Below are 24,088 nucleotides of genomic sequence, written 5' to 3'. Positions count from 1 at the left end.
GCTCGCCGCCTTTTTTGAAAGCTGTCGTTTCCATGCTCGTCTCGCGCAAACAGGCTCCGTCGCTGAAGCGGCAATTGTGGGTGGCGTTCCTCGTCGTTCCGCCCATCGTGTTCATGTCGCTGTTCGTGGTCTACCCGATCCTGTCGGCCTTCGCCTATGCCTTCTACGACTGGCAGGGGCTGGCGCGTGGCGAGTTCGTGGGTCTCAAAAACTTCAAGGAAGTGCTGTTCGGCGCCACCATGGCGCCCGTGGTGTGGAACGCCTTCCTGCACAACGTCTATGCTCTGATCGCGCTCATGATCATCCAGAACGGCGGCGGGTTCCTCCTCGCCTGGCTGCTCTACAAGGAGCCCTTCGGCTTCCGCTTCCACCGGATTGCCGTGTTCGTGCCGGTGGTGCTCTCGACCATCATCGTGGGTTTTCTCTGGAAGCTCTTCCTCAATCCGAACTTCGGCATCATCAACCAGGCGCTCTACTCATTGGGCCTCGATTCATGGGCCAAGCCCTGGCTCGGCGATTCCTCGACGGCACTCGGCGCGCTGATTCTGGCCAATGCCTGGCACTTCGTCGGCTTCCCGACCCTGGTTTATCTCGCCGGCATGCAGCGCATCCCGCCTGAGATCATCGAGGCGGCGCGGCTCGACGGCACCAATGAATGGCAGCTGTTGAAGAACATCGTGTGGCCGCTGGTGGCGCCGAGCACGACCATCCTGTTCACGCTGCTCTTCATCGGCGCGTTCAACTGGTTCGAGATTCCCTATGTGATGGTAGGCCTCGATGGTTCGCCCTTCGGCACCACGGACGTGCTGGGCCTCGTCTTCTACCGCACGGCCTTCGGCAATCAGAGCGCCAGCATCCAGAACTTCGGCATGGGTTCGGCGCTTGCCACGCTCCTGTTCCTGTTCATCGTCGTCTTCGCGTCCATGCTGACCCTGTGGCTGCGCCGTCGGGAGATCCAGTTTTGAACGCCCTCACATCTCAGGCGCCCTCGTCGCGCCAGCCGATCTCCTTCGCGCTGCTCGCGCAGGTCATCCTGATCGCCAACTCCTTCATCATGCTCTATCCGGTCGTGGTGATGGTGCTCTCCGCCTTCAAGACAACGGGCGAGATCTTCGAGCATCCCTTCGCGCTGCCCGATTTCACGCAAGTGGGCAACTTCGCCAAGGTTCTCGGCGAAACCGCGATGCCGACCTATTTCGTGAATTCGATCCTGGTGACGGGCACGTCGGTTCTCCTGATCCTCGTGCTCGGCACCATGGCGGGTTACGCGGTGGCGCGCTACGAGTCGCGCACCAACACCTTCATCCTGCTGTTCTTCCTGGCAGGCCTCATGCTGCCCCTGAAGCTCGCGGTGATCCCGCTCTTCATCCTGCTGCGGGATCTCGGCCTCCTCGACAGCCGCTGGAGCCTCATCGTCACCTACACGGCCATCGGCCTGCCGTCGGCCGTGTTCATCATGGCGGGCTTCCTGCGCACGCTGCCCTCGGAACTCGAGGATGCGGCCCGCATCGACGGCGCCTCCGAGCCGCGCATCATGTGGTCCGTGATGCTGCCACTGGCGCGTCCTCCGATGGCCATTGCGGCGATCCAGAATGCGGTGCCGATCTGGAACGACTTCTTCTTCCCGCTGGTCTTCATCCAGACGGATGCGCGGAAAACCCTGCCGCAGGGGCTCACCACCTTCATGGGTGAATACACCACCGACTGGGGCATGCTGTTCGCCGGCCTCACCATCGCGGCCGCGCCCATCACGCTCCTCTACATCGCCCTGTCGCGCCAGTTCATCCAGGGCATGACGGCTGGCGCGGTGAAGTAGCATGCTGATCCCGAAGGGCGCGCTCGTCGTCTCCTGCCAAGCCCGCGCCGATAATCCGCTTCATGGGCCGGTCCACATGGCCGCCATGGCGCGCGCAGCGGAGCAGGGCGGCGCGAGAGGCATCCGCGCTAACGGCGCGGACGACATCGCGGCGATCCGCGCCGTGTCTGCACTCCCGATCATCGGCATCGCCAAGGTCTGGACCGATCGCTTTCCGGTCTACATCACGCCGGGCTTCGCTCAGGCTGCCGAGATCGCCGGTGCCGGTGCCGACATCATCGGCCTCGATGCCACGCCGCGCCCGCGTGACGGAGAACCGGTGGAGATTCTGATCGGACGCATCCGCAGCGAACTCGGCCGGGAGGTCTTCGCCGACATCGCCACGCTGGAGGAGGGGCGGGCCGCCCATGCCGCCGGCACCACCTATGTTGCGACGACGCTCGCCGGCTACACGGAGGGGACAGCCTCCCGCAAAGCCGGCGGCCCCGATCTGGATCTCCTGTCCGCCCTCGTGGCCGAGCTGCCGCTTCCTATCGTTGCGGAAGGGCGCTTCGACACGCCCGACCTCGTCGCGGAGGCGTTCAGGCGCGGCGCTCACGCAGTTGTTGTGGGCACGGCCGTAACAAATCCGCGCGAGATCACGAAGAAGTTTGTACAGGCCGCACCCTGAGGGCCGTCGCAGTTAGCTTGTAACGGAAACGTGAGAGCACCTCTGGCGTTCTCGGGTGTACCCATCCACAATGGGTTCCAAACGAGGTGATGTCGTGCTGATCCGCCGCCCTTCCGATATCCTGCCCTCCGAGATCACGCCTCGGGAGGTCTATCTTAACCGTCGCCAATGGATGACGGGCGCGGCCGGGCTTGCACTCGCGGCGGCCCTGCCGGGCGGCCTGGAAGCCGCGCCGCTGCAGGCAGGCAAGAGCCCGTTTTCCACTGACGAGAAGCTGACGAGCCGCGAGGACGTCACGAGCTACAACAACTTCTATGAGTTCGGCACCGGCAAGGACGATCCGGCCGCCAAGGCCAAGTCCCTCAAGACCTCGCCCTGGACCGTCAAGGTCGACGGCATGGTCGGAAAGCCCGCCGAGTTCGCGGTCGAGGACCTGATCAAATCCTCGGCGCTCGAGGAGCGCATCTACCGCATGCGCTGCGTCGAGGGCTGGTCCATGGTCATTCCGTGGGTCGGCTTCCCGCTGGCCGACCTCATCAAGCGCGTGGAGCCCTTAGGAAGCGCGAAATACGTGGCGTTCGAGACGGCCTATCGGCCCGAGGAGATGCCGGGAATGGACACGCTCTTCCCGGTGCTCGAATGGCCCTATGTGGAGGGCCTGCGCCTGGACGAGGCCATGAACCCGCTCACCATCCTGGCGGTCGGGCTCTACGGCGAGACGCTGCCGAACCAGAACGGCGCACCCATCCGTCTCGTCGTGCCGTGGAAATACGGCTTCAAGGGCATCAAGTCGATCACCCGCATCAGCTTCGTCGACAAGCAGCCGCCGACCTCCTGGAACAAGCAGGCACCGAGCGAGTACGGCTTCTACGCCAACGTGAACCCGAGCGTGGACCATCCGCGCTGGAGCCAGGCGACCGAGCGGCGCATTGGCGAGGGCGGTCTGTTCGTGAAACGCCGGCCGACGCTGATGTTCAACGGCTATGCCGAGCAGGTGGCGAGCCTCTATACCGGCATGGACCTGCGGAAGCTCTATTGATGGCGGGAAGAGCCTCTGCGCCCGGCGCCAAGGGGTTCGCCCTGCCGCAGGTGCCGAAGATCCTCGTCTACATCATCGGCTTCGTTCCGGCCGTGTGGCTGTTCTATGCCGGCATCATGGATCAGCTCGGCGCCGATCCCATGCGCTATCTGGAACAGGCGCTCGGCCTCTGGGCGTTGCGCTTCCTCGTCGCGACGCTCGCGATCACGCCGCTGCGGCAGCTCTTCAACATCAACCTGCTGCGCTACCGCCGGGCCATCGGGCTGCTGGCGTTCTATTATGCCGCTCTTCACCTTATCACCTATCTCGTGCTCGACCAGGGCTTGGATGGAGCAGCCATCGCGGCCGACATCGTCAAGCGACCCTACATCACCATCGGCATGGCAACCTTCGTCATCCTCGTGCCGCTCGCCGTGACCTCCAACAACGCCGCCATCCGGCGCATGGGCGGGCAGGCCTGGGCCAAGCTGCACAAGCTGGTCTATGTGGCGGCCATCGGCGCGGTGCTCCATTACATCCTTGTGGTGAAGTCCTGGCCGCTTGAGCCCCTGATCTATGCCGCCATCGTGGCCGTGCTCCTGAGCTACCGATTGTTCCGTTCTCTGGTGAAGAAGCCGTCTCCCCGGCGGCGCACTGCTTGAAGAGCCAGCCTACTCGGCTAGGATGCTCCGGGTAAAAGCAAGGCTTCTCCTTTGAACGGCAGGATCATCCATCGAGCGGGCTTCGTCGTCGGCGCATTCGCCAGGGTGCTCCTGATCGGGCTGGTCTGGGCGAGCCTCGTGGTGCCCAGTGAAGCCTCGGCCGAGAACCGGGACGTGATTGTCTTTGCCGCGGCCAGCCTGAAGAACGCGCTCGACGATGCCGCTGCCGCCTGGATGCGCGACAGCGGCAGGCGAGCCGTGGTGTCTTATGCCGCCAGCAATGCGCTGGCCAAGCAGATCGAAGCGGGAGCCCCGGCCGACATCTTCTTCTCCGCCGATCTCGACTGGATGGATTATGCCGCTTCCAAGGGGCTGATCCGGCCTGAAAGCCGCGTCAGTCTCCTCGGCAATTCCCTTGTGCTCATCGCGCCGAAGGACTCCGCGGTGCAGGTCGAGCTCAAGCCGGGCCTCGACCTCGCGGCCGCTCTTGGCAGCAACCGCCTGGCCATGGGGCATGTGAATGCGGTGCCGGCCGGCAAATACGGCAAGGCGGCTCTCGAGCATCTCGGCGCATGGGCGGGCGTGAGGGACAAGGTCGCTCAGACCGAGAACGTGCGCGCAGCGCTTCTGCTCGCCTCCCGTGGCGAGGCGCCCCTGGGGATCGTGTACAAGACCGACGCCGTATCCGACGCGAACGTCACCATCGTCGGAACGTTTCCGGAAGGCAGCCACCCAGCCATCGTCTATCCGGCCGCGCTCACGAAGGATGCGACCAATCCCGATGCCGCGCAGTTTCTGGCTTTTCTCCGCTCGGACAAAGCCAAACCCTTCTTCGAAAAACAGGGCTTCACCCTGTTGAATAAAGCGGGCTCGTGATGGAGGGACTTTCTCCTGAAGAATGGACCGCCGTTCGCCTGAGCCTGAAGGTCGCCTTCGTGGCGATGGCGGCAAGCCTCATTCCCGGCATTGCCATCGCGTTCCTGCTGGAGCGCGGGCGCTTCTGGGGGCGGCAGGCGCTCGACGTGCTTGTGCATCTGCCGCTGGTTCTGCCGCCTGTCGTGGTCGGCTGGTTCCTGCTCATCGGCTTCGGGCGGCGCGGCCCCATCGGGGCCTTTCTCGCCGAGCAATTCGGCATCGTGTTCTCGTTTCGCTGGACGGGCGCGGCGCTCGCCTGCGCCATCATGGGCTTTCCCCTGCTCGTGCGCGCCATCCGGTTGTCCATCGCATCTGTCGACCGCAAACTTGAAGATGCGGCAGGCACGCTCGGCGCGCATCCTGCCTGGGTGTTCGGCGTGGTGACGCTGCCGCTCATCTTGCCCGGCATCATCGCCGGCATGGTGTTGTCCTTCGCCAAGGCGATGGGCGAATTTGGCGCGACGATCACCTTCGTGTCCAGCATCCCCGGCGAGACGCAGACCATTCCATCGGCGATCTATGCCTATACCCAGGTGCCGGGAGGCGAGGGCGGTGCGATGCGGCTGACGCTTGTATCGATTGTCATCTCCATCGGTGCACTCTGGCTCTCCGAGTGGCTGGCGCGGCGCGCGCGTCGCAGGGTCCACGCCTGATGATCCTCGACGTCGACATCCGTCACCAGCAGGGTGCGTTCGCGCTGCACGCACGTTTTCAGTCCGATGGAAAGCTCACTGCGCTGTTCGGTCCGTCAGGCTCCGGCAAAACAACCATCGTGAATGCCGTCAGTGGCCTCGTGCAGCCGGATCATGCTCGCATCGCTGTGCAGGGGCGAGTGCTTGTCGATACGAAGAAGAGCATCGACGTGCCGAAGCACCGGCGGCGTATCGGCTATGTATTCCAGGAGGGACGGCTCTTTCCGCATCTCAGCGTGCGGCACAACCTGCTCTTCGGCCGCTGGTTCACACAGAGGAACGAGCGGAAGGCGGGCTTCGATCACGTGGTGGAGCTTCTCGGCATCGGCCATCTGCTCGACCGCCGCCCGTCGACATTGTCCGGCGGCGAGAAGCAGCGCGTGGCCATCGGCCGTGCGCTGCTCGCCGATCCCCAGCTCCTGCTGATGGATGAGCCGCTCGCCTCCCTCGACGACGCGCGAAAAAGCGAGATCTATCCTTACATCGAGCGTCTGCGTGACCAGGGCGGCGTTCCCATCGTGCTCGTCAGCCATTCCGTGGCCGAGATCGCGCGCTTGGCCACATCGGTTGTCGTTCTCTCCGAGGGGCGGGTCGTGGCATCGGGACCGGCCGCCGAAGTGCTGCGGCACACGAATTTCTTCGAACAGGGCGGCCTCACCGAGGCCGGGGCACTGATCGAAGCCCGCGTGTTGCGGCATGACGAGCGCTACGAGCTCACGGAGCTGCAGGCCAGAGCCGGTACTTTAAGCGTCCCGCGCCTGCCGCATCCCGTCGGCACGAGCCTGCGCGTGCGCCTGCGCGCCCGCGACATCATCCTGTCGCTGAGGGCACCCGAGGGCCTGAGCGCCCTCAATGTGCTGCCGGGATTCATTTCCTCCATCGACGAAGCCGGGCGAGCGAGCGTGGACGTGCAGCTCGATTGCGGCGGGGATCCCGTCGTGGCCCGCGTGACCCGCAGGTCCGTCGAGGAGCTTGGCCTCAAGTCCGGCCTTGCCGTTCACGCCATCATCAAGAGCATCGCATTCGATCCCGAGGCCCTCGGCGTTGCGGGACAGAAGAATATCCGAAACCTGCGCCCTTGAGGTTGCATGAACGGCCGGGCCGTGTAGCCTCTCCAACCATCTTTTTCAGTCTTGAGAGACTAGGATCATGAACGAACAAGTGCGGAATCTGCCCGATGCGGCCTCCCATGCCCAGCTTCTCGACCGTCTGGCGGAGGTCGCCGTTCGGGTCGGGCTCGGGCTGAAGCCAGGGCAGGAGCTGGTGCTGACCGCGCCACTCGATGCCGTGGCCCTGGTGCGGCGTATCACCGAGCATGCCTATAAGGCCGGGGCGTCCCTCGTCACCACGATCTTTTCCGACGAGGAGAGCACACTGATGCGCTTCCGCCACGGGCGGGACGAGAGCTTCGATACGGCCCCGGCCTGGCTCTACGAGGGCATGGCCGAGGCCTACAAGAAGGGTGCGGCCAGGCTTGCCATCGTGGGCGAGGATCCGTCGCTCCTTGCCAAGGAGGATCCGGAGAAGGTCTCCCGCGCCAACCGGGCCCGCTCCAAGGCCTATATGCCGGCCCTCAACATGATCGCGGGTTTCGACATCAACTGGACCATCGTGTCCGCCGCCACACCGGCCTGGGCTAAGACCGTGTTCCCGAACGATCCGGACGAGGTCGCCCTGGCCAAGCTTTGGCAGGCGATCTTCTCCGCGTCCCGCGTCGACACGCCGGATCCGATAGCCGCCTGGGAACAGCACAACGCCGCCCTGCAGACCCGCACGCGCATGCTGAACGAGAAGAACTATGCCGCGCTCCATTTCCGCGGCCCCGGCACCGACCTGCGCGTCGGCCTGGCCGACGGGCATGAATGGAACGGTGGCTCGACGACAGCGAAGAACGGTCTCGTCTGCAACGCCAACATCCCCACTGAGGAGGTGTTCACCACCCCGCACAAGGACCGCGTCGACGGCACCGTGACGAGCACCAAGCCGCTTTCCTACAACGGCACCCTGATCCAAGACATTCAGGTGCGGTTCGAGGGCGGGCGCATCGTCGAGAGCAAGGCGCGCACGGGCGAGGCCGTGCTGAACAAGGTGCTGGATACCGATGAGGGCGCACGCCGTCTCGGCGAGGTCGCCCTCGTGCCCTATTCCTCGCCGATCTCGCAGAGCGGGCTTCTGTTCTTCAACACCCTGTTCGACGAGAACGCCTCAAGCCACATCGCGCTCGGCCAGGCCTATAGCAAGTGCATCCGCGGCGGCGGCGGCATGAACGAGGAGGAGTTGGCGTCCCACGGCTCCAACAAGAGCCTGATCCATATCGACTGGATGATCGGCTCCGACCGGGTGGATGTGGATGGTATCACACAGGACGGCAGGGCCGAGCCGCTCATGCGCGGCGGCGAGTGGGTGACATCGTAACAAATGACTCGCACTTCGCGCCGTGCTGGATCTATGATCCAGGCAATTGCCTGCTCTGACGCAAACGGTGCTTGACGTATCGGTATCGTGGCTGTGATGGATACAGGTATCAAAGAGGTACCGGCCTGATAGGTTTTCAGGCCGGTGCTGTCTCAAGAGCGTGGATGGATGTCGGACACACCCAATCGTCAATCTGAAGCCCTCCTGTCGGTCCGCTCCCTGTCGGTGGAGTTCGGCACGGGGAATGGACCCTTCAAAGCCGTCAAGGATGTCAGCTTCGACGTGCAGCCGGGCAAGACCCTGGCGGTTGTCGGTGAATCGGGATCGGGCAAGTCCGTCACGTCTCTCGCGATCATGCGTCTGACGGACTACACGGGCGGGCGCATCACCAGCGGGCAGGTGCTGTTCCGCCCCGACGGAGCTGAGGCCATCGACCTCGTCCGGGCCTCCGACACCAAACTTCGGGAGATCCGTGGCAACGACATTGCCATGATCTTCCAGGAGCCGATGACCTCGCTCAATCCGGTCTTCACCATCGGCAACCAGATTTCCGAGACGCTGATCCTGCACCAGGGCCTGAACGGGCGCGAGGCCCGGCTGCGGGCCAGGGACCTGCTGCAGAAGGTGCGCCTGCCCGATGCGGACAGGCTCCTCGACCGCTATCCGCACCAACTCTCCGGCGGCATGCGCCAGCGCGTGATGATCGCCATGGCGCTCGCCTGCAATCCCAGGCTCCTGATCGCCGATGAGCCGACGACGGCCCTCGACGTGACGATCCAGGCGCAGATCCTCAACATCATCCGCGACCTGCAGCAGGAAATGGGCACCGCGGTCATCTTCATCACGCACGATATGGGCGTGGTGGCCGAGATGGCCGACGACGTGGTGGTGATGTGGAAGGGCGAGAAGGTGGAGCAGGCGCCGGTGCGCGACATCTTCGCCGCGCCGCAGCATCCCTATACCCGCGCGCTGCTCTCCGCCGTGCCGCGCTTAGGGAGCCTCACGGGCCAGCCGCTGCCGAAGCGCACGCCCGTGATGGTGATGGATGGCGACGTGGCCAAGCCCGTGGGCGGCACGCACGAGCAGAACACGGCCGATTACACTAAGCCCGTTCTCCAGGTGGAGAAGCTCACCACACGCTTCGACGTGGGCAAGACTTTCTTCGGCCGCGTGACGCACCGCGTCCATGCGGTCGAGGAGGTGAGTTTCGACATCTATCCCGGCGAGACGCTGGCTCTGGTGGGCGAGTCCGGCTCCGGCAAATCCACCATCGGCCGCACGCTGCAGCAGCTCGTCGAGCCCACGGGCGGCACGGTGCGCTTCGACGGGCGCGACATGGGGGCCATGAGCCAGGCCGAGCGCCGCCGCCTGCGCCAGGAGATTCAGTACATCTTCCAGGATCCCTTCGCATCTCTCGATCCGCGCCACACGGTGGGCTACAGCATCGCCGAGCCCATCATCGTCCACGGCCTGATCAAGGATTCGAAAGCGCGCGAGCGCCGCGTGCACGAGCTGCTCGATCAAGTCGGCCTGCAGCCGCAGCATGCCAAGCGCTATCCGCACGAATTCTCCGGCGGCCAGCGCCAGCGCATCTGCATCGCCAGGGCCCTCGCCAGCGATCCCAAGCTCGTCATTGCGGACGAATCCGTGTCCGCTCTCGACGTGTCGATCCAGGCGCAGATCGTCAATCTGCTCATGGAATTGCAGGAGCGGCGGCGCCTGTCCTATCTCTTCATCACCCACGACATGGCGGTGGTGGAAAAGATCAGCCATCGCGTCGCGGTGATGTATCTCGGCCAGATCGTCGAGCTCGGGCCGCGGCAGGCGATCTTCGAGAACCCGCAGCATTCCTACACCCGCAAGCTGCTGGCAGCGGTGCCCATCGCCGATCCGCAGCGCGAGCGGGCGAAGGTGCGGATCGAGGGCGAAATCCCGAGCCCGGTGCGTCCGGTCGGGCAGGAGCCCGCCATCCACCGCATGCGCGAGGTCGAGCCGGGGCACTGGGTTGCCATCGAGGCGGACACGCTTCGTGGCGCAGCGTAAAAAAGACTATCCAGAGGGAGATAACACGATGAAGTTTTCAAAAGCACTGAAAGCGCTCGGTCTGACGGCCGCTGTCGCATTGGCGCCGCTGATGGCGTCGGGCGCTCAAGCTGCCGGAACGATCACGGTCGCGACGAGTATCGATCCCGGCAGCTGGGACCCGATCGACACCTTCCTGGTGTCATGGTCGGCTGCGGGCAACAACCTCTTCGACGGCCTGACCGCACGCGGTCCGGACATGAAGCTGCAGCCGGGCTTGGCGACATCCTGGGAGTTTCTCGACGACGGCAGCCGCATCCGCTTCAAGCTGCGTCAGAATGTGAAGTTCCACAACGGCGAGCCGTTCAATGCAGGCGCCGTGAAGTTCACCTTCGACCGCCTGCTCGGCGACGAGGGTAAGAAGGGACCGCAGCAGTCGAACTACACCTCTATCTCAAAGGTGGAGATCGTCGATGACTACACGGTCGATTTCATGATGAAACAACCTGACCCGGTCTTGCTGACGAAGCTCGCCGGCTATGGCGGCGTGATCGTGCCGCCGAAATACATTCAGGAAAAAGGTGACGCCCATTTCAACATGAATCCGGTCGGCACTGGCCCGTTCAAGTTCGTCGAGTATTCGCCGAAGGTCAGCCTGACTCTCGAGGCCTCCCCTGAGCATTGGAATGGTGCGCCGAAGCTGGATAGGGTGGTCCTCCGCTTCATCTCGGAAGCGAACACGCAGGTGGCCGAGCTTCAGTCCGGCCGTCTCGACATCGCGACCCTTATTCCGTTCGGCCTCACGCCGACGGTCGAGAAGAGCCCGAATCTCAACCTCGTCAGCATTCCCGGTCCGACCGTCGTTTCGCTTCGCCTCAATACGAAGGAAGGGATCACCAAGGACGTGAATGTTCGCAAGGCGCTGATCATGGGCATTGATCGCGATGCGATCATCAAGGCGGTTCTGCTCGGCCATGGCAAGCCGATCGCGAGTTTCCAGTCCGAGCTGTCCTTCGGCAACGACCCCGCCCTGAAGCCGCTGCCCTTCGATCTCGCCAAAGCGAAGCAGATGCTGCAGCAGGCGAAGGTTCCCGCCGGTGCGCCGGTGCGGATCGACTTCCGCGGCAATGATGCGACCTTCCGCGAGGTGGCGCAGGCCGCGGCCGGCTACTTCCAGGCGCTGGGCCTCAAGCCCGCTCTGCAGCCGCACGAGCCTCCGGTTCTGCTCAACGATATCATCCCGAACGGTAAGACCGGCGAGGCCTGGCATCAGGCCTGGGGCGGCTGGACTTTCGACTACGACAACAATGCCTACCTGATGTATCACTCGGGCGAGAAGTGGAACCCGTACGACAACGATCCTAAGCTGAATGCTCTTCTTGAGAAGCAGCGCACGATCTTTGACGTGAAGGAGCGCGAGAAGGTGCTGCAGGAGGTCGCACGCTACGTGGCCGATCAGGCACTCGAAATCCCGCTTTACAATCAGAACACCGTGATAGGCGTGAACAAGCGGGTGAAGAACTTCGTTCCGCCGGCGGATCTGCGCTTCCGCTTCACCGATGTGACGGTCGAGTAAAGCCCGATCAACTCTCACTATCGAGAAGGCGCCACCAAGGTGGCGCCTTTTTCCAAGATGCAAGAAGGATCCTCCGTGGCGGGATTTATTCTCAAGAGAATGCTGCAGGCCGTTTTCGTGGTCTTCGCGGTAACCCTGATCGTCTCCTTTGCGATCAGATTGTCGGGCGACCCCGCCGTGATTCTGATGGGCGGCGGCGGCAACATCACGGAGCAGGATCTACAGAACATCCGACAGGCGCTGGGCCTCGAGCGACCGTTCTATGTTCAGTATCTCAGCTTTCTCAAAGGAATTCTGAGGGGAGATTTCGGCAAGAGCTTCATGGGCGGTACGCCGGTGTCCCTGCTGATCGCCAACGCTCTGCCCGCGACCCTCCTGCTGGCCTTCACCTCTCTGATTGCGTCGATCATTCTGTCGGTGCCGCTCGGCATCTACGCGGCCGTGCATCGCGGCCGCTGGCCGGATCAGCTGATCCGCATCCTGTCGCTGGTCGGCCTGTCGTTCCCGAATTTTTGGCTCGCCATCATGCTGGTGCTGCTGTTCTCCATCGTGCTCGGGCTGTTGCCGCCGAGCGGCATGGAAGGACCTGAGAGCTTCGTCATGCCGGCGCTCACCATGGCGGTCATTCTCACCGCCACCAATGTGCGCCTCGTGCGTACCTCCATGCTGGAGACCCTGTCCCAGCAATACATCATGGTGGCGCGCTCCAAAGGTCTGCGCGACCGGGTGGTGCTCTACAAGCATGCCCTGCGCAATTCGGCCATTCCGCTCGTCACCTATATCGGCCTGCAGTTCGGCGGCCTCATCGGCGGCATCGTGATCGTCGAGCGGGTATTCAACTGGCCCGGCATGGGCACGCTCGCGTTCGATGCCATCTCCAACCGCGACTATCCGGTGCTCCAGGGCACCATCACGGTGCTGGCGCTGTTCATCGTTCTTATCAACCTCCTGGTCGATATCGCCTATGGGCTGATCGACCCGCGCATCCGGACGGAGTGACGCCCATGGCTGCCGCTCAGGCTGTCTCCTCGTCGCGCTCGTGGTTCAAGTCGCTCGAGCTCGTCCTCGGCCTCCTCTTCGCGGGCGGAATCGCCCTGCTCGTGCTGCTCTCCCCCGTGCTGTTTCCGGACGGTGGCGAGGGCATGGACCTCATGGCCCGGCTTATCCCGCCGTTCCAGAGCTGGGCCCACATCCTCGGCACTGATCCCCTTGGCCGCGACGTGCTGGCTCGGGTCGCCGTGGGCGGCAAGATCTCCCTCATGGTCGGCTTTCTATCGGTGCTCGGCGCCGTCACCATCGGCACGCTCGTCGGCCTGGTGGCGGGCTATTATCGCGGCATCGCCGAGATGCTCCTGATGCGCTTCGCCGACATTCAGCTCGCGCTGCCCTTCATCCTGGTTGCGATCATGTTTCTGGCCATCCTGGGTGCGGGCATCGACAAGGTGATCCTCGTGATGATCGCCACCCAATGGGTGCAATATGCCCGCCTCGTGCGCGGCTCCGTGCTGGCCCTGCGGGAGCGGGAGTTCATCCTCTCCGCCCGCGCCATCGGCGTCGGCAACGGGCGCATCATCTTCACGCACGTGCTCCCCAACGTGCTCGGCCCCATCGTCATCCTCATGACCCTGCAGGTGGCCAACAACATCCTGTTGGAGAGCAGCCTGACCTTCCTCGGCCTCGGCGTCGATCCGCTCATCCCGAGCTGGGGCGGCATGCTGGCCGACGGGCGCACCTATCTGCAGACGGCCTGGTGGGTCAGCGTGTTTCCCGGGCTCGCTATCATGTTCACCGTGCTCGGCCTCAACCTCCTGGGCGACTGGCTGCGCGATCTTCTCGACCCGACAGGACAGACCTCGAAATGACGATTTTGCTCGACGAGCGGGTTCCGCGCACTCTCGACGGTCTCATGCGCGAATGGGCCAGCGATGACCATCGCGGCATGATCCTCGAGGCCTGGCTGTTCGAGGACGAGGCCGCGCGTCGCCGCGCCGAACAGATCTTTGCGGCATCCGGCATCCATGCCCGCCTGCGCAGCGCCTACAAGCCGCTCGTGCATGCCTTCCTGGAAGAGTTCGACATGGCGGGGGTGACGCGGGCGAGCGTGCGCTACCCCGTGCACGAGAAAGCCGACCGCCTGCGCTTCCTCTCCGAGGCCTATCCCCTGGCGGCCCTGCTCGGGACCATCGAGACACGCTTCGAGCCCGGCGAGGCCGATCTGACCTATGAGATCACGCTGGACTATGCCGATGGAAGCGTCGCGAAGCATGAGGTCTTCGCGCCCAACCGCCTGCGCACCAACCATCTCGATCAGGTCGACCTCACGCCGACCGGCTGGCTCAAAGTGACCGGGCGTTCCGACGGGGGCGCCGATCTGGACGAGCCGGTCGAAACAGAAATCGAGCAGGTGTTCCATAAGGTGATGGCGGCCGTCATGGCCCATGACTGGCCCGCCACCGAGCCTTATGTGGAGACGCTCGCCATCGATGTCGCCATTCCGGGCATCGAGCGTGAGCTCGCTTACGGCGACGAGGTCATGAGCACCCGCGAGGCGCTGCACGAGGATTTCTATTTCTCGATCCTCGAGTTCTTCAAGCACCGCTCCGGCCGCGCGCTTGAAGACCGCGGCTTGCAGCCGGGCCAGATCGTGCCGGACATCCGCGCAGGCGAGGGCGATGCGGACGTTCGCGTGACCCTGCGCTCCTTCGGGGTGCCGTCCGATCCGGCGCGGCCGGAGCAGGATATCGAGACGGCGGATGCCGCGCCGTCCCTGGCCCAGATCCACCGCGAGCTTGCATCGCTTCCGGGCGAAACCTTCGAGGGCGTCTCCCGCGAGGGGCGGCCGGTTCGCGGCCTCTATCGTGCCGGCTCGCGTCCGGCCGTTCTCGTGACGAGCGGGCAGCATGCCAACGAGACCTCGGCTCCCGTCGGAACCTTGCGGGCCGTGCGCCGGCTTCTCGCCAACCCGGAGGCGAACATCGCCTTTATCCCGGTCGAGAACCCGGACGGCTATGCGCTGCATGGCCGCCTCTGCGAAGGCAGCCCGCGCCACATGCACCACGCCGCGCGCTACACGTCGCTCGGCAACGATCTGGAATACGGCGGCAGCGAGCCTCTGTATGAGATCGGCGCCCGCAACCAGGCTCTCGCCCTGTCGGGCGCGCAGCTTCACCTCAATCTGCACGGCTACCCGGCCCATGAGTGGACGAGGCCCTTCACGGGCTACCTGCCGCGCGGTTTTGAGCTCTGGACGATCCCCAAAGGCTTCTTCCTGATCATGAGGCACCATCCCGCCTGGGGCGTGACGGCGAGGACGCTGGTCGAAGCCGTCACGACGGGACTGTCGGCCGTTCCCGGCCTGGCCGAGTTCAACCGGCGTCAGATCGAGATCTGCTCGATTCATTCCGGCGGCACGCCCTACGAGATCATCAACGACATCCCTTGCCTGATCACGGCCGACGAGCGTCACCCGAGCCCGCTGACGCTGATCACGGAGTTCCCGGACGAGACGATCTATGGTGAGGCCTATCGGTTTGCGCACACGGTGCAGATGGCCACCGTCATTGCCGCCGAAGAGGCTTATGCGTCGATCATGACCGGCATGGCTTGAGTACGTGTCGGCCGGTTGGGGAGAGGCGGGGCCAATCGTGATGATGTAACCTCAGGATCTCGTTCTCTTCATCAATCGACTGCACACCCCAGAGGTTCAAACCCTAAAGATAGAAAGGAACCCTTAACACGGTTCCCGGTTTCGCGCTTGCGAGTAAAGCTTAATAACGTTATATTATGATGATAATCTAACCCGCGCATCGACGCGGATAAGCTTTTTCGTAGAGGCCTTACCACCATGCCTAAGTTGTTCGATTTTCAGGCGGAAAGCCTTCCCTCCTGGTGGGACGGCAATTACCCAAATCAGGGTGCCAATCTCGACCTCATCGCCGGTGATGGCGCCTCCCAGGTCGTGCTTGTCCCAACCGTCGTTATGGACTCCCTGACCTCTACCCGCGTCTATCGCGACAATGGTGATGTTGGCGGGCATAATACGGATGGTGCTCCGCGAACCGAGAGCGATGCATCCATCAGGGTGGCGATCAAGGCGGCGCAAGCCCGTGGTCTCGAGGTGATCTTTAAGCTGCATGTGAACATGCAGAACGATGACTGGAATGCCCTCATCGGCCCTCCCGCAGGATCTACGCCCGCTCAAGCCAAGGAGTGGGCGGACGCTTGGTTCGCTTCGTATAAGGAAGCCGTTTTGCACTATGCCCGGCTTGCGAAGGCGGAAGGCGTCACGGCCTTTGCCATCGGTAACGAATGCGAAAGCATGACCCAGCCGCAATACACAGCGTATTGGCGCGACATCATCACCGCTGTCCGCAACGAGGTCGGCTCCGACATCAAGCTCACCTACGCGGCAACCTGGACGGAGGCTCTTCACGTCGAGCTCTGGGATCAGCTCGACTACATGGGCGCCAATCCCTACATCGCCTTTACCAGGGACAATCCGAACCCGACCGTGCAGCAGCTTGTCGACGGCTGGACCAAGCCGTCCAACGTATCCAGCACGAGTACGCCCTCATTGCCAAATTCGGCCAGAACATCTCGGCGATGGATGCTCTGAAGCAGGTCGCCCAACAATTCGGCAAGAAGCTGATCTTCACGGAAACCGGCTTCCGCAGCATGAACCTCAACAATACCTCGCCTTGGGAATGGGGCGAGGACAATTTCATCGATGAGCCTGAACAGCTCAACATGTTCAAGGCCTTCTACAAGATCATCACTGATCGCCTCGATGAAGGCTGGATGGGAGGCTACTGGCTCTGGAACTACGACGCCAACCAGCCCAATCCCGCTCCTGATGTCGGCTACAACACCGATGGTAAGCTCTCCGATGCCTTGGTCGAGCAGTACTTCAAGAACCCGCAACCGGTGGCCGGTCTCAAGCTCGATGGCACCACCTCCGCCGACAGGCTCGTGGGCGGGTTCAACGACGACACGCTTACTGGCGGCGCAGGAAACGACACCCTAACGGGCAATAATGGCGGTGATCCCTTCGTCTATACCGGCGGCGATGGCGCCGACACCATCACCGATTTCCGGTCTTTGCAGGGTGACAGGATTCGCCTGATCAATGTGGGAGCGGCAGGCTATGCCGATCTCCAGATCGTGCAGATCACGGGCGGCTACATCGTCCGCTTCCCGGACGGCGGCAGCCTCACTATCCTGACGACCGACAATAACCTGAACGCGAACTGGTTCACCTTCACGGCTGGGGCTGGTCCGTCGATCAAGCCCACAGATGGTGACGACACCATCACCGGAACCAGCAAAGCCAACATCATCAACGCTCTGGCGGGCGACGACACCGTTCTCGGCCTTGCGGCAGCGACCGGGTGAACGGCGGCCTCGGTAATGACACCATCGATGGGGGCACGGGCGCCGACGTTCTCTATGGGGATCGGGGAGACGATTATCTCGACGGCGGCAGCGGAGCCGATCGGATCTACGGCGGCAATGACAGCGATGTCATCTCCGGCGGTGCCGAGAACGATCACCTCCGGGGCGACAGCGGCGACGGTATGCTCAATGGCGATGCCGGCAACGATCTTCTTCGCGGCGGCGCTGGCTACGATGTCGCCAACGGCGGCGATTGTCATGACAAGCTCTATGGCGAGGCCGACAACGACTAGCTCAGCGGCGGCGAAGGCAACGATCTCGTCAATGGCGGTGACGGAAACGACAACGTTGATGGCGATGAAGGTGACGACAAGCTCTATGGCGGCAACGGTGACGATATTGTCGAGGGCTGGTTCGGCAACGATCAGATTTGGGGCGGGGGCAGAAACGACGCCATAATCGCGGGCGGCGGAACCGACAAGCTCTGGGGCGGCAAGGGTGCCGACGATTTCATCTTCGGCAGCGGCATGGGCAAGGACGTTATTTACGACTTCAAGCTCAAGCAGGGCGACCAGCTGATCATCCAGGACAACATGAACGGCACCGGCATCGGCAGTGGCAGCACCGACGCGGAGGTCATGCAGAACTTCAGGAAACTGGTGAAGCAGGTCGGTCGCGATACCGTCATGAACTTCGGCGATGGTGACGTCCTGACCCTGAAGAACTTCAAGGCTTCTACCCTGGAACGCGGCGACATCTGGTTCTGGTAAGAACCAAGCGTTTCCAAAGTCAAAGCACGGCCGGTGGGGGTTCCTCCGGCCGTTTTCATTTCACAGATGCTGGATCCGTCCTGCGGAACAAGCCGAGTCCTGCCGCCGTTCTTCGGCTGAGCCGGGATATGGTGCACCCGGCCTTGCGGGAGTTGAACGCCATGGCGCGGTTGTCCTGGAAGCAGAACGAGAACGACGCCTCGATTAGGGAAGCCGTCGACCTTGTGCGGGAGCACGGCGAGACCCTGCCGCCGATCGCCGACGAGCAGGCGTTCGGCGCCATGTTCGACCGCTTCGCCGACGCCAAGGTGGTGTTGTTGGGTGAGGCGAGCCACGGGACATCGGAGTTCTACCGGGCGCGGGCTGCCATCACGAAGCGCCTAATCGAGCAGCACGGTTTCACCGTCGTGGCCGTCGAGGCGGACTGGCCGGATGCAGCGCGGATCGATGCTTATGTGCGCCACCGCCCGATGCCTGACGGCGACAATGAGGCCTTCGAGCGCTTTCCCACCTGGATGTGGCGCAACGAGGAGGTGGCCGATTTCGTCAACTGGATGCGCGAGCACAACAGGGAACGCGCCGAGGACGAGCGGGCCGAGTTCCGTGGCCTTGACGTCTACAGCCTGAATGGGTCCATCCGCTCCGTTCTCGATTATCTCGACAAGGTCGATCCGGAAGCCGCCAAGGAGGCGAGGGGACGCTATGGCTGCCTCAGCCCCTGGCAGTCGGATCCGGCCCGCTACGGCCGTGCCGTGCTCACCGGGCAGAAGAAGCCCTGCGACGAGGCCTTGCTGCGCCAGCTTCAGACGATCCTCGATAAGCGGATGGAGTACCTTGAGGCCGATGGCGGCGAGGCCTTCTTCGATGCGGTGCAGAACGCCAAGATCGTCCACGCGGCCGAGCACTACTACCGGATCATGTATGAGGGCGCGACCGAGTCCTGGAACCTGCGCGACCGTCACATGTTCGAGACGCTCCAGAGCCTGTTGGCCCGACGCGACAACGCCAAGGCCGTGGTCTGGGCGCACAACTCCCACATCGGCAACGCCGCCGCCACGGCCATGGGATGGCAGGGCGAGTTCAACATCGGCGAGCTCTGCCGCAAGACCTACCGCAACGAGGCCGTGCTCATCGGCTTCGGAACGGATCGCGGCACTGTGGCGGCGGCCGATGATTGGGACGAGCCCATGCAGGTCAAAAGCGTCCGCCCGGCACGGCCGGACAGCCACGAGCGGATTTTTCGCGACACGGGCCTTGGCTGTTTCCTCACCGATTGGCGCGAGAACGGCCAGGCCGATTTGACCGAGGTTCTCTCCCGGCCTCGGCTGGAGCGGGCCATCGGTGTGGTCTACCGGCCGGACACGGAGCTCTACAGCCATTACTTCGAAGCGGTCCTGGCCGAGCAGTTCGACGCCTTCGTCTGGTTCGACGAGACCAGGGCCTTGAAGCCGCTCAGCCATGCCCACGGCAAAGGCATGCCGGACACCTATCCGTTCGGGCTTTGATGCGGATAAGTTTCACCTTCTCGGGAGAGGGTGCACGCTATTCTTGTCGAGCGATAACACCATCGACGGTCCTGTGTCGGCCATCCCGATCCGGTGAGGCTCCACGTTCCATTCCATCGGGATTACCGGCCTCAGACCGGTGATGACGAGCGGGTGTCATCCCCGGCGGTCCGCAGGACTGGGAAGGGAATCCCCGATCAGGCGCTGAGGGTGTGACTGGATTCCTTTCCCCTCCGCTGCGCTCCGGCCGGGAATGACACCCTCCCCGTCATCCCCGGACTTGATCCGGGGATCCAAGTTTTCCCTTTCCGCTTCTCCAGCCTCATCCTGAGGAGGTCGCGTCAGCGACCGTCTCGAAGGAGGCACCAGCGGGCACTGGACGATCCTTCGAGACGCAGACTGCGTCTGCTCCTCAGGATGAGAGCAGAGGAAGACGCAAGGGTGAAGACGTGGATGGCCGGCACAAGGCCGGCCATGACGGGTGAAGGTGAGCGCATGTTCTTGCTTTGTTCTTGACTGTTGCTGCAAGCTCGGCTATATTGTTGTGTAGACCTGCCTCTGTTGAGGGGCGCGCTCGCGAGGCGTCGCAGTGTGGAGGCAGGCACGGTCCTGTACATGTGCCGCTACGCAGGTACATGCACAGGAGGCCCAGGCTGTGGGCCGGTGGTCGGAATCGGTCTCAGGCCCCCGTCGAGGAGACGGATCCCGCCTGAGGCGGTCACCGGGCCGGCACCGCTTGTCCTCCTAAAGAAGCCGTGCGCGAAGAGACACCTCGGCTCTTCCATTCTCACCACCACACATCGAGCCGGGCTGCCCGTCGCGCCACCCTCGATCCTACCCACAGGCTCGCAGCTCACGCTGCGGGCCACAAGGTGCTGGCTTCTTGCACTTCTGCTGGCGACACTCGCCCGCCTTGCCCCGGAAGTCCGCCCCTGCTAACTGACGGCCAATTCCATTCACATCTCGATCAAGCAGGGCTTTTTCCGTGTCCCGTCAATTCATCTACCACATGCGTGGCCTCACCAAGACCTATTCGGGCGGCAAGAAGGTCCTGGATAACATCCATCTCTCCTTCTACCCGGACGCCAAGATCGGCGTGCTCGGCGTCAACGGCGCCGGTAAGTCGACCCTGCTGCGCATCATGGCCGGCACCGATACGGACTGGACCGGCGAGGGCTGGGTGGCGGAAGGCGCCCGCGTTGGCTACCTGCCGCAAGAGCCGCAGCTCGATCCGTCCAAGAACGTGCGCGAGAACGTCATGGAGGGCGTGGCCGCCAAGAAGGCGATCCTCGACCGCTACAACGAGCTCGCCATGAACTATTCCGAAGAGACCATGGACGAGATGACCCGTCTCCAGGACGAGATCGAGGCCAAGGGCCTGTGGGATCTCGACTCCCAGGTCGATCAGGCCATGGACGCCCTGCGCTGCCCGCCGGATGACTGGGCGGTGGACAAGCTCTCGGGCGGCGAGCGCCGCCGCGTGGCCCTGTGCAAGCTGCTCCTGGAGCAGCCGGAACTGCTGCTCCTCGACGAGCCTACCAACCATCTCGACGCCGAGACCACCGCTTGGCTCGAGGGCCATCTGCGCAGCTATCCGGGCGCGATCCTGATCGTCACCCACGACCGCTACTTCCTCGACAACGTCACGGGCTGGATCCTTGAGCTCGACCGCGGCCGGGGCATTCCCTACGAGGGCAACTACTCGTCCTGGCTCGAGCAGAAGCAGAAGCGCCTTGAGCAGGAGGGTCGCGAGGACGCGGCTCACCAGCGCACCATCGAGCGCGAGCGCGAGTGGGTGTCGGCCTCGCCGAAGGCCCGTCAGGCCAAGTCGAAGGCCCGTATCCAGCGCTATGAGGAACTCGTGGCCAAGGCCAACGAGAAGGGCCCGACGACCGCACAGATCATCATTCCGATCGCCGAGCGCCTGGGCAACAACGTCATCGAGTTCGACAATCTCAAAAAAGCTTTTGGCGACAAGCTCCTCATCGACGGCCTGTCGTTCAAGCTGCCGCCGGGCGGCATCGTGGGCGTCATCGGTCCGAACGGCGCCGGCAAGACCACCCTGTTCCGCATGATCACCGGCCAGGAGCAGCCGGACGAGGGCTCGATCAAGATCGGCGAGAGCGTCAAGCTCGGCTACGTTGACCAGAGCCGCGACTCGCTCGATGCCAACAAGACTCTCTACGAGGAGATCTCCGGCGGCAACGAGGTGCTCTATCTCGGCAAGCGCGAGATCAACGCGCGCGCCTATTGCGGCGCGTTCAACTTCAAGGGCTCCGACCAGCAGAAGAAGGTGGGCGTGCTCTCGGGCGGCGAGCGCAATCGCGTGCACCTCGCCAAGATCCTGAAATCGGGCTCGAACGTCCTGCTCCTCGACGAGCCCACCAACGACCTCGACGTGGACACCCTGCGGGCGCTCGAAGAGGCGCTGGAGGATTACGCGGGCTGCGCCGTGATCATCTCGCACGATCGCTGGTTCCTCGACCGCATCGCCACCCACATCCTGGCCTTCGAGGGCGACAGCCACGTGGAATGGTTCGAGGGCAACTTCGCCGATTACGAGGAGGACAAGAAGCGCCGCCTCGGCACGGATTCCACGATCCCGCACCGGATCAAGTACAAGAAGTTCTCGCGGTAAGAAGTCAAACGCCCCTCCAAGAGGGGCGTTTTGTTTAGAGGGGCGTGCATGAAAACCTATGTGATCACCGGCATCGGCCGAGGCATTGGGTGCGAACTTGCCAGGCAGTTCCTCCTCCGCGGCGAGCGGGTCGTCGGAACGGTGCGCGATGATGCATCTGTTCCGGAGGAGCTTCACAATGCGAAGACGCAAGGCCGTTTCAGCACATTGATCTTCGACGTTCGTGATCAGGCCTCAATTGAAGCAGCCGTCCGGCAGTTGGATGAGCCTGTGGATGTTCTCATCAGCAATGCGGGCGTGATAGGTCCAAAACAGCAATCCACCCTGGATATGGATTTCAAGGGCTTTCTCGATACTCTCGACATCAATACCCTTGGACCATTGCGGGTCGCACAGGCGTTTCTCCCGTTCCTACGGAGGGCAAAGAACGCGAAGATCGTGACGGTCTCCAGCCGGATGGGCTCCCTCTCCTATGCCAAGTCTGACCGCATTGCCTATCGCGCCTCGAAGGCCGCCGTGAACAAGGTAATGCAGGGCCTTGCGACGGATCTCCATGCTGACGGGATCATTGCAGTATCGGTGCATCCCGGCTGGGTCCAAACGGATATGGGTGGCTCTGAGGCCGACATCACGGTCCAGGAAAGCGCCGCTGGTCTCGTAAAGCTTATCGACGGGCTTACGCTTGAGGATACGGGAGAGTTTTTCGACTGGACAGGAGCCCGGATTCCATTCTGATCGATCAACCCGGTTGGGTTCTTCGACGAAACAGTGTATGACCCTTGAGGCACGAGACATAAGAAAGAAGACGTTCCGTGCCAGTCGACAACATTTCCAGCTTTGAATCCGTTGCTACGCCTGAGGAAGCCGTCGAGCGCCTCATCGAGCTCCATGACACCGCCATCGAGGCGCAGCGCCATGCTCTGGAGCATTTCTTCGCCACCGGCACGGCCCCCACGCCCCTCGAGCGCTCCCGCTTCCGCTATCCGGAGTTGCGCCTGGACTACCGGGCCTCATCGGTGCCACCGATCAAGCAGCGCGCCTATGCGAAGTTCCAGGGGCCGGGCGTCTACGCCACGACGATCACGCAACCGACCTTCTACCGCAACTACCTGCTGGAGCAGCTGAACTTCCTCGTGCGCGACTATGGCGCCACCATCGAGGTCGGGGTCAGCGACCAGGAGATCCCGTATCCTTATGTGTTCGAGCGCGGCGACGAACTGGGCCGGGGGGCGCATTCCGCCTCCGAACTCGCCCAGCACTTCCCGACCCCGCTTCTCGCCAAGGTCGGTGACGAGATCGCCGACGGCACCTGGATGTTTCATGAGAACGAGGCGCGGCCGCTGGCGCTGTTCGATGCGGCCCGGGTGGATTATTCCCTGCGTCGCCTCGTACACTACACCGGCAGCGATTGGCGTTGCGTGCAGCCCTGGATCCTGCTCACCAACTATCACCGCTACGTGGACCAGTTCATCCGCTGGGCCGTGAAGGAGCTGGCCGACGAGAACGGGCCCTACACGAGGCTCGACCTGCCCGGCGGCGTCAGCATCGAGCGGGGACTGGACGATGCGAAGGTCGAAGATCTGATCGGTTCATCCCCGTGGCACCGGTTCCAGATGCCGGCCTACCACCTCATGCGCAAGGACGGGCAGGGCGTGACGCTCGTCAATATCGGCGTCGGCCCGTCGAACGCGAAGAACATCACGGACCACCTTGCCGTGCTGCGCCCCCATTGCTGGCTCATGGTCGGCCATTGCGGCGGCCTGCGCCAGTCGCAGTCCATCGGCGACTACGTGCTGGCCCACGGCTATCTCCGGCGCGACCACATCCTCGACGGCGCCGTGCCGCCGGAAATCCCGATTCCGGCGCTCGCCGAAATCCAGGTCGCCCTCCAGGAGGCGGCAGTTCAGGTTACCGGCGAGCGCGGCGAGGAGCTGAAGCGGCGCCTGCGCACCGGCACGGTTGTGACCTATGACGACCGGAACTGGGAACTGCGCTGGA

The 24,088-nt window shown here is 63.4% G+C and carries 22 protein-coding genes and 1 pseudogene; all 23 read left to right on the top strand.

Annotated elements, in window-relative coordinates:
- Positions 1–32: 32 nt before the first annotated feature.
- Positions 33–965 carry a carbohydrate ABC transporter permease gene (locus tag JQC81_RS12505; protein WP_203272142.1) on the top strand — a complete coding sequence of 311 codons (933 nt, stop codon included), beginning with the start codon at positions 33–35 and terminating at the stop codon, positions 963–965.
- Entirely contained in the window at positions 962–1,816 is an 855-nt protein-coding gene (locus JQC81_RS12500) for a carbohydrate ABC transporter permease (RefSeq protein ID WP_203272141.1), read from the top strand. The genes JQC81_RS12505 and JQC81_RS12500 overlap by 4 nt, the downstream gene beginning before the upstream one ends.
- Before the next feature lies 1 nt (position 1,817).
- Positions 1,818–2,486 carry an N-acetylmannosamine-6-phosphate 2-epimerase gene (locus JQC81_RS12495; RefSeq protein WP_203272140.1) on the top strand — a complete coding sequence of 223 codons (669 nt, stop codon included), beginning with the start codon at positions 1,818–1,820 and terminating at the stop codon, positions 2,484–2,486.
- Positions 2,487–2,580: 94 nt separating this feature from the next.
- Entirely contained in the window at positions 2,581–3,525 is a 945-nt protein-coding gene (gene msrP / locus JQC81_RS12490; protein ID WP_312887506.1) for a protein-methionine-sulfoxide reductase catalytic subunit MsrP, read from the top strand.
- Positions 3,525–4,166: a protein-methionine-sulfoxide reductase heme-binding subunit MsrQ gene (msrQ, locus tag JQC81_RS12485; RefSeq protein WP_203272138.1), complete on the top strand. Its 642-nt coding sequence runs from the start codon at positions 3,525–3,527 to the stop codon at positions 4,164–4,166. Before msrP ends, msrQ begins: the two co-directional genes overlap by 1 nt.
- Before the next feature lie 51 nt (positions 4,167–4,217).
- Positions 4,218–5,042: a molybdate ABC transporter substrate-binding protein gene (gene modA / locus JQC81_RS12480; protein WP_376772400.1), complete on the top strand. Its 825-nt coding sequence runs from the start codon at positions 4,218–4,220 to the stop codon at positions 5,040–5,042.
- The gene (modB, locus tag JQC81_RS12475; RefSeq protein ID WP_203272137.1) at positions 5,042–5,734 is read left to right on the top strand and encodes a molybdate ABC transporter permease subunit; all 693 of its coding nucleotides are present in this window, start codon (positions 5,042–5,044) and stop codon (positions 5,732–5,734) included. Before modA ends, modB begins: the two co-directional genes overlap by 1 nt.
- A complete protein-coding gene (gene modC / locus JQC81_RS12470; RefSeq protein WP_203272136.1) occupies positions 5,734–6,855 on the top strand; it encodes a molybdenum ABC transporter ATP-binding protein in 1,122 nt (373 codons plus the stop codon). The genes modB and modC overlap by 1 nt, the downstream gene beginning before the upstream one ends.
- Before the next feature lie 67 nt (positions 6,856–6,922).
- On the top strand, positions 6,923–8,188 hold the full coding sequence (locus tag JQC81_RS12465) for an aminopeptidase (protein ID WP_203272135.1): 1,266 nt from the start codon (positions 6,923–6,925) through the stop codon (positions 8,186–8,188).
- 168 nt (positions 8,189–8,356) lie between these two features.
- On the top strand, positions 8,357–10,231 hold the full coding sequence (locus tag JQC81_RS12460) for an ABC transporter ATP-binding protein (protein ID WP_203272134.1): 1,875 nt from the start codon (positions 8,357–8,359) through the stop codon (positions 10,229–10,231).
- A 28-nt stretch (positions 10,232–10,259) separates the two neighbouring features.
- Entirely contained in the window at positions 10,260–11,786 is a 1,527-nt protein-coding gene (locus JQC81_RS12455) for an ABC transporter substrate-binding protein (protein ID WP_203272133.1), read from the top strand.
- 75 nt (positions 11,787–11,861) lie between these two features.
- The gene (locus JQC81_RS12450; protein WP_203272132.1) at positions 11,862–12,785 is read left to right on the top strand and encodes an ABC transporter permease; all 924 of its coding nucleotides are present in this window, start codon (positions 11,862–11,864) and stop codon (positions 12,783–12,785) included.
- A gap of 5 nt (positions 12,786–12,790) precedes the next feature.
- Positions 12,791–13,648, top strand: coding sequence for an ABC transporter permease (locus tag JQC81_RS12445; protein ID WP_203272131.1), 858 nt, complete (start codon positions 12,791–12,793; stop codon positions 13,646–13,648).
- Complete coding sequence (locus tag JQC81_RS12440) at positions 13,645–15,393, top strand: M14 family zinc carboxypeptidase (RefSeq protein WP_203272130.1); 1,749 nt, start codon at positions 13,645–13,647, stop codon at positions 15,391–15,393. Before JQC81_RS12445 ends, JQC81_RS12440 begins: the two co-directional genes overlap by 4 nt.
- Positions 15,394–15,630: 237 nt before the next feature.
- Positions 15,631–16,401, top strand: coding sequence for a glycoside hydrolase family 113 (locus JQC81_RS12435; protein ID WP_203272129.1), 771 nt, complete (start codon positions 15,631–15,633; stop codon positions 16,399–16,401).
- Positions 16,389–17,177: a glycoside hydrolase family 113 gene (locus JQC81_RS12430; protein WP_203272128.1), complete on the top strand. Its 789-nt coding sequence runs from the start codon at positions 16,389–16,391 to the stop codon at positions 17,175–17,177. The genes JQC81_RS12435 and JQC81_RS12430 overlap by 13 nt, the downstream gene beginning before the upstream one ends.
- Complete coding sequence (locus tag JQC81_RS34120; protein ID WP_203272127.1) at positions 17,174–17,470, top strand: calcium-binding protein; 297 nt, start codon at positions 17,174–17,176, stop codon at positions 17,468–17,470. The genes JQC81_RS12430 and JQC81_RS34120 overlap by 4 nt, the downstream gene beginning before the upstream one ends.
- 12 nt (positions 17,471–17,482) lie before the next feature.
- A pseudogene (locus JQC81_RS34325) lies at positions 17,483–17,692 on the top strand (calcium-binding protein); the annotation flags it as partial.
- A gap of 12 nt (positions 17,693–17,704) precedes the next feature.
- Positions 17,705–17,947, top strand: coding sequence for a hypothetical protein (locus JQC81_RS12415; RefSeq protein WP_203272126.1), 243 nt, complete (start codon positions 17,705–17,707; stop codon positions 17,945–17,947).
- 161 nt (positions 17,948–18,108) lie between these two features.
- The gene (locus JQC81_RS12410; RefSeq protein WP_203272125.1) at positions 18,109–19,452 is read left to right on the top strand and encodes an erythromycin esterase family protein; all 1,344 of its coding nucleotides are present in this window, start codon (positions 18,109–18,111) and stop codon (positions 19,450–19,452) included.
- Between the two features lie 985 nt (positions 19,453–20,437).
- Complete coding sequence (gene ettA, locus JQC81_RS12405) at positions 20,438–22,090, top strand: energy-dependent translational throttle protein EttA (protein WP_203272124.1); 1,653 nt, start codon at positions 20,438–20,440, stop codon at positions 22,088–22,090.
- Between the two features lie 48 nt (positions 22,091–22,138).
- Positions 22,139–22,825 carry an SDR family oxidoreductase gene (locus JQC81_RS12400; protein ID WP_203272123.1) on the top strand — a complete coding sequence of 229 codons (687 nt, stop codon included), beginning with the start codon at positions 22,139–22,141 and terminating at the stop codon, positions 22,823–22,825.
- Positions 22,826–22,902: 77 nt separating this feature from the next.
- On the top strand, positions 22,903–24,088 hold a 1,186-nt coding region (locus JQC81_RS12395; RefSeq protein WP_203272122.1), incomplete at its 3' end, for an AMP nucleosidase.

Origin of the sequence: Microvirga arabica, from assembly GCF_016811235.1 — a bacterium.
Lineage (GTDB): Bacteria > Pseudomonadota > Alphaproteobacteria > Rhizobiales > Beijerinckiaceae > Microvirga > Microvirga arabica.
This window is presented reverse-complemented; position numbering and strand designations above follow the sequence as displayed.

What these genes read in the sequence shown, in the direction of transcription:
- JQC81_RS12505 (WP_203272142.1), top strand. Translation starts at nt 33, where the DNA reads ATGCTCGTCTCGCGCAAACAGGCTCCGTCGCTGAAGCGGCAATTGTGG.
- JQC81_RS12495 (WP_203272140.1), top strand. Translation starts at nt 1,818, where the DNA reads ATGCTGATCCCGAAGGGCGCGCTCGTCGTCTCCTGCCAAGCCCGCGCC.
- msrQ (WP_203272138.1), top strand. Translation starts at nt 3,525, where the DNA reads ATGGCGGGAAGAGCCTCTGCGCCCGGCGCCAAGGGGTTCGCCCTGCCG.
- modB (WP_203272137.1), top strand. Translation starts at nt 5,042, where the DNA reads ATGGAGGGACTTTCTCCTGAAGAATGGACCGCCGTTCGCCTGAGCCTG.
- modC (WP_203272136.1), top strand. Translation starts at nt 5,734, where the DNA reads ATGATCCTCGACGTCGACATCCGTCACCAGCAGGGTGCGTTCGCGCTG.
- JQC81_RS12465 (WP_203272135.1), top strand. Translation starts at nt 6,923, where the DNA reads ATGAACGAACAAGTGCGGAATCTGCCCGATGCGGCCTCCCATGCCCAG.
- JQC81_RS12460 (WP_203272134.1), top strand. Translation starts at nt 8,357, where the DNA reads ATGTCGGACACACCCAATCGTCAATCTGAAGCCCTCCTGTCGGTCCGC.
- JQC81_RS12455 (WP_203272133.1), top strand. Translation starts at nt 10,260, where the DNA reads ATGAAGTTTTCAAAAGCACTGAAAGCGCTCGGTCTGACGGCCGCTGTC.
- JQC81_RS12445 (WP_203272131.1), top strand. Translation starts at nt 12,791, where the DNA reads ATGGCTGCCGCTCAGGCTGTCTCCTCGTCGCGCTCGTGGTTCAAGTCG.
- JQC81_RS12440 (WP_203272130.1), top strand. Translation starts at nt 13,645, where the DNA reads ATGACGATTTTGCTCGACGAGCGGGTTCCGCGCACTCTCGACGGTCTC.
- JQC81_RS12435 (WP_203272129.1), top strand. Translation starts at nt 15,631, where the DNA reads ATGCCTAAGTTGTTCGATTTTCAGGCGGAAAGCCTTCCCTCCTGGTGG.
- JQC81_RS12430 (WP_203272128.1), top strand. Translation starts at nt 16,389, where the DNA reads ATGGATGCTCTGAAGCAGGTCGCCCAACAATTCGGCAAGAAGCTGATC.
- JQC81_RS12415 (WP_203272126.1), top strand. Translation starts at nt 17,705, where the DNA reads ATGGGCAAGGACGTTATTTACGACTTCAAGCTCAAGCAGGGCGACCAG.
- JQC81_RS12410 (WP_203272125.1), top strand. Translation starts at nt 18,109, where the DNA reads ATGGCGCGGTTGTCCTGGAAGCAGAACGAGAACGACGCCTCGATTAGG.
- JQC81_RS12400 (WP_203272123.1), top strand. Translation starts at nt 22,139, where the DNA reads ATGAAAACCTATGTGATCACCGGCATCGGCCGAGGCATTGGGTGCGAA.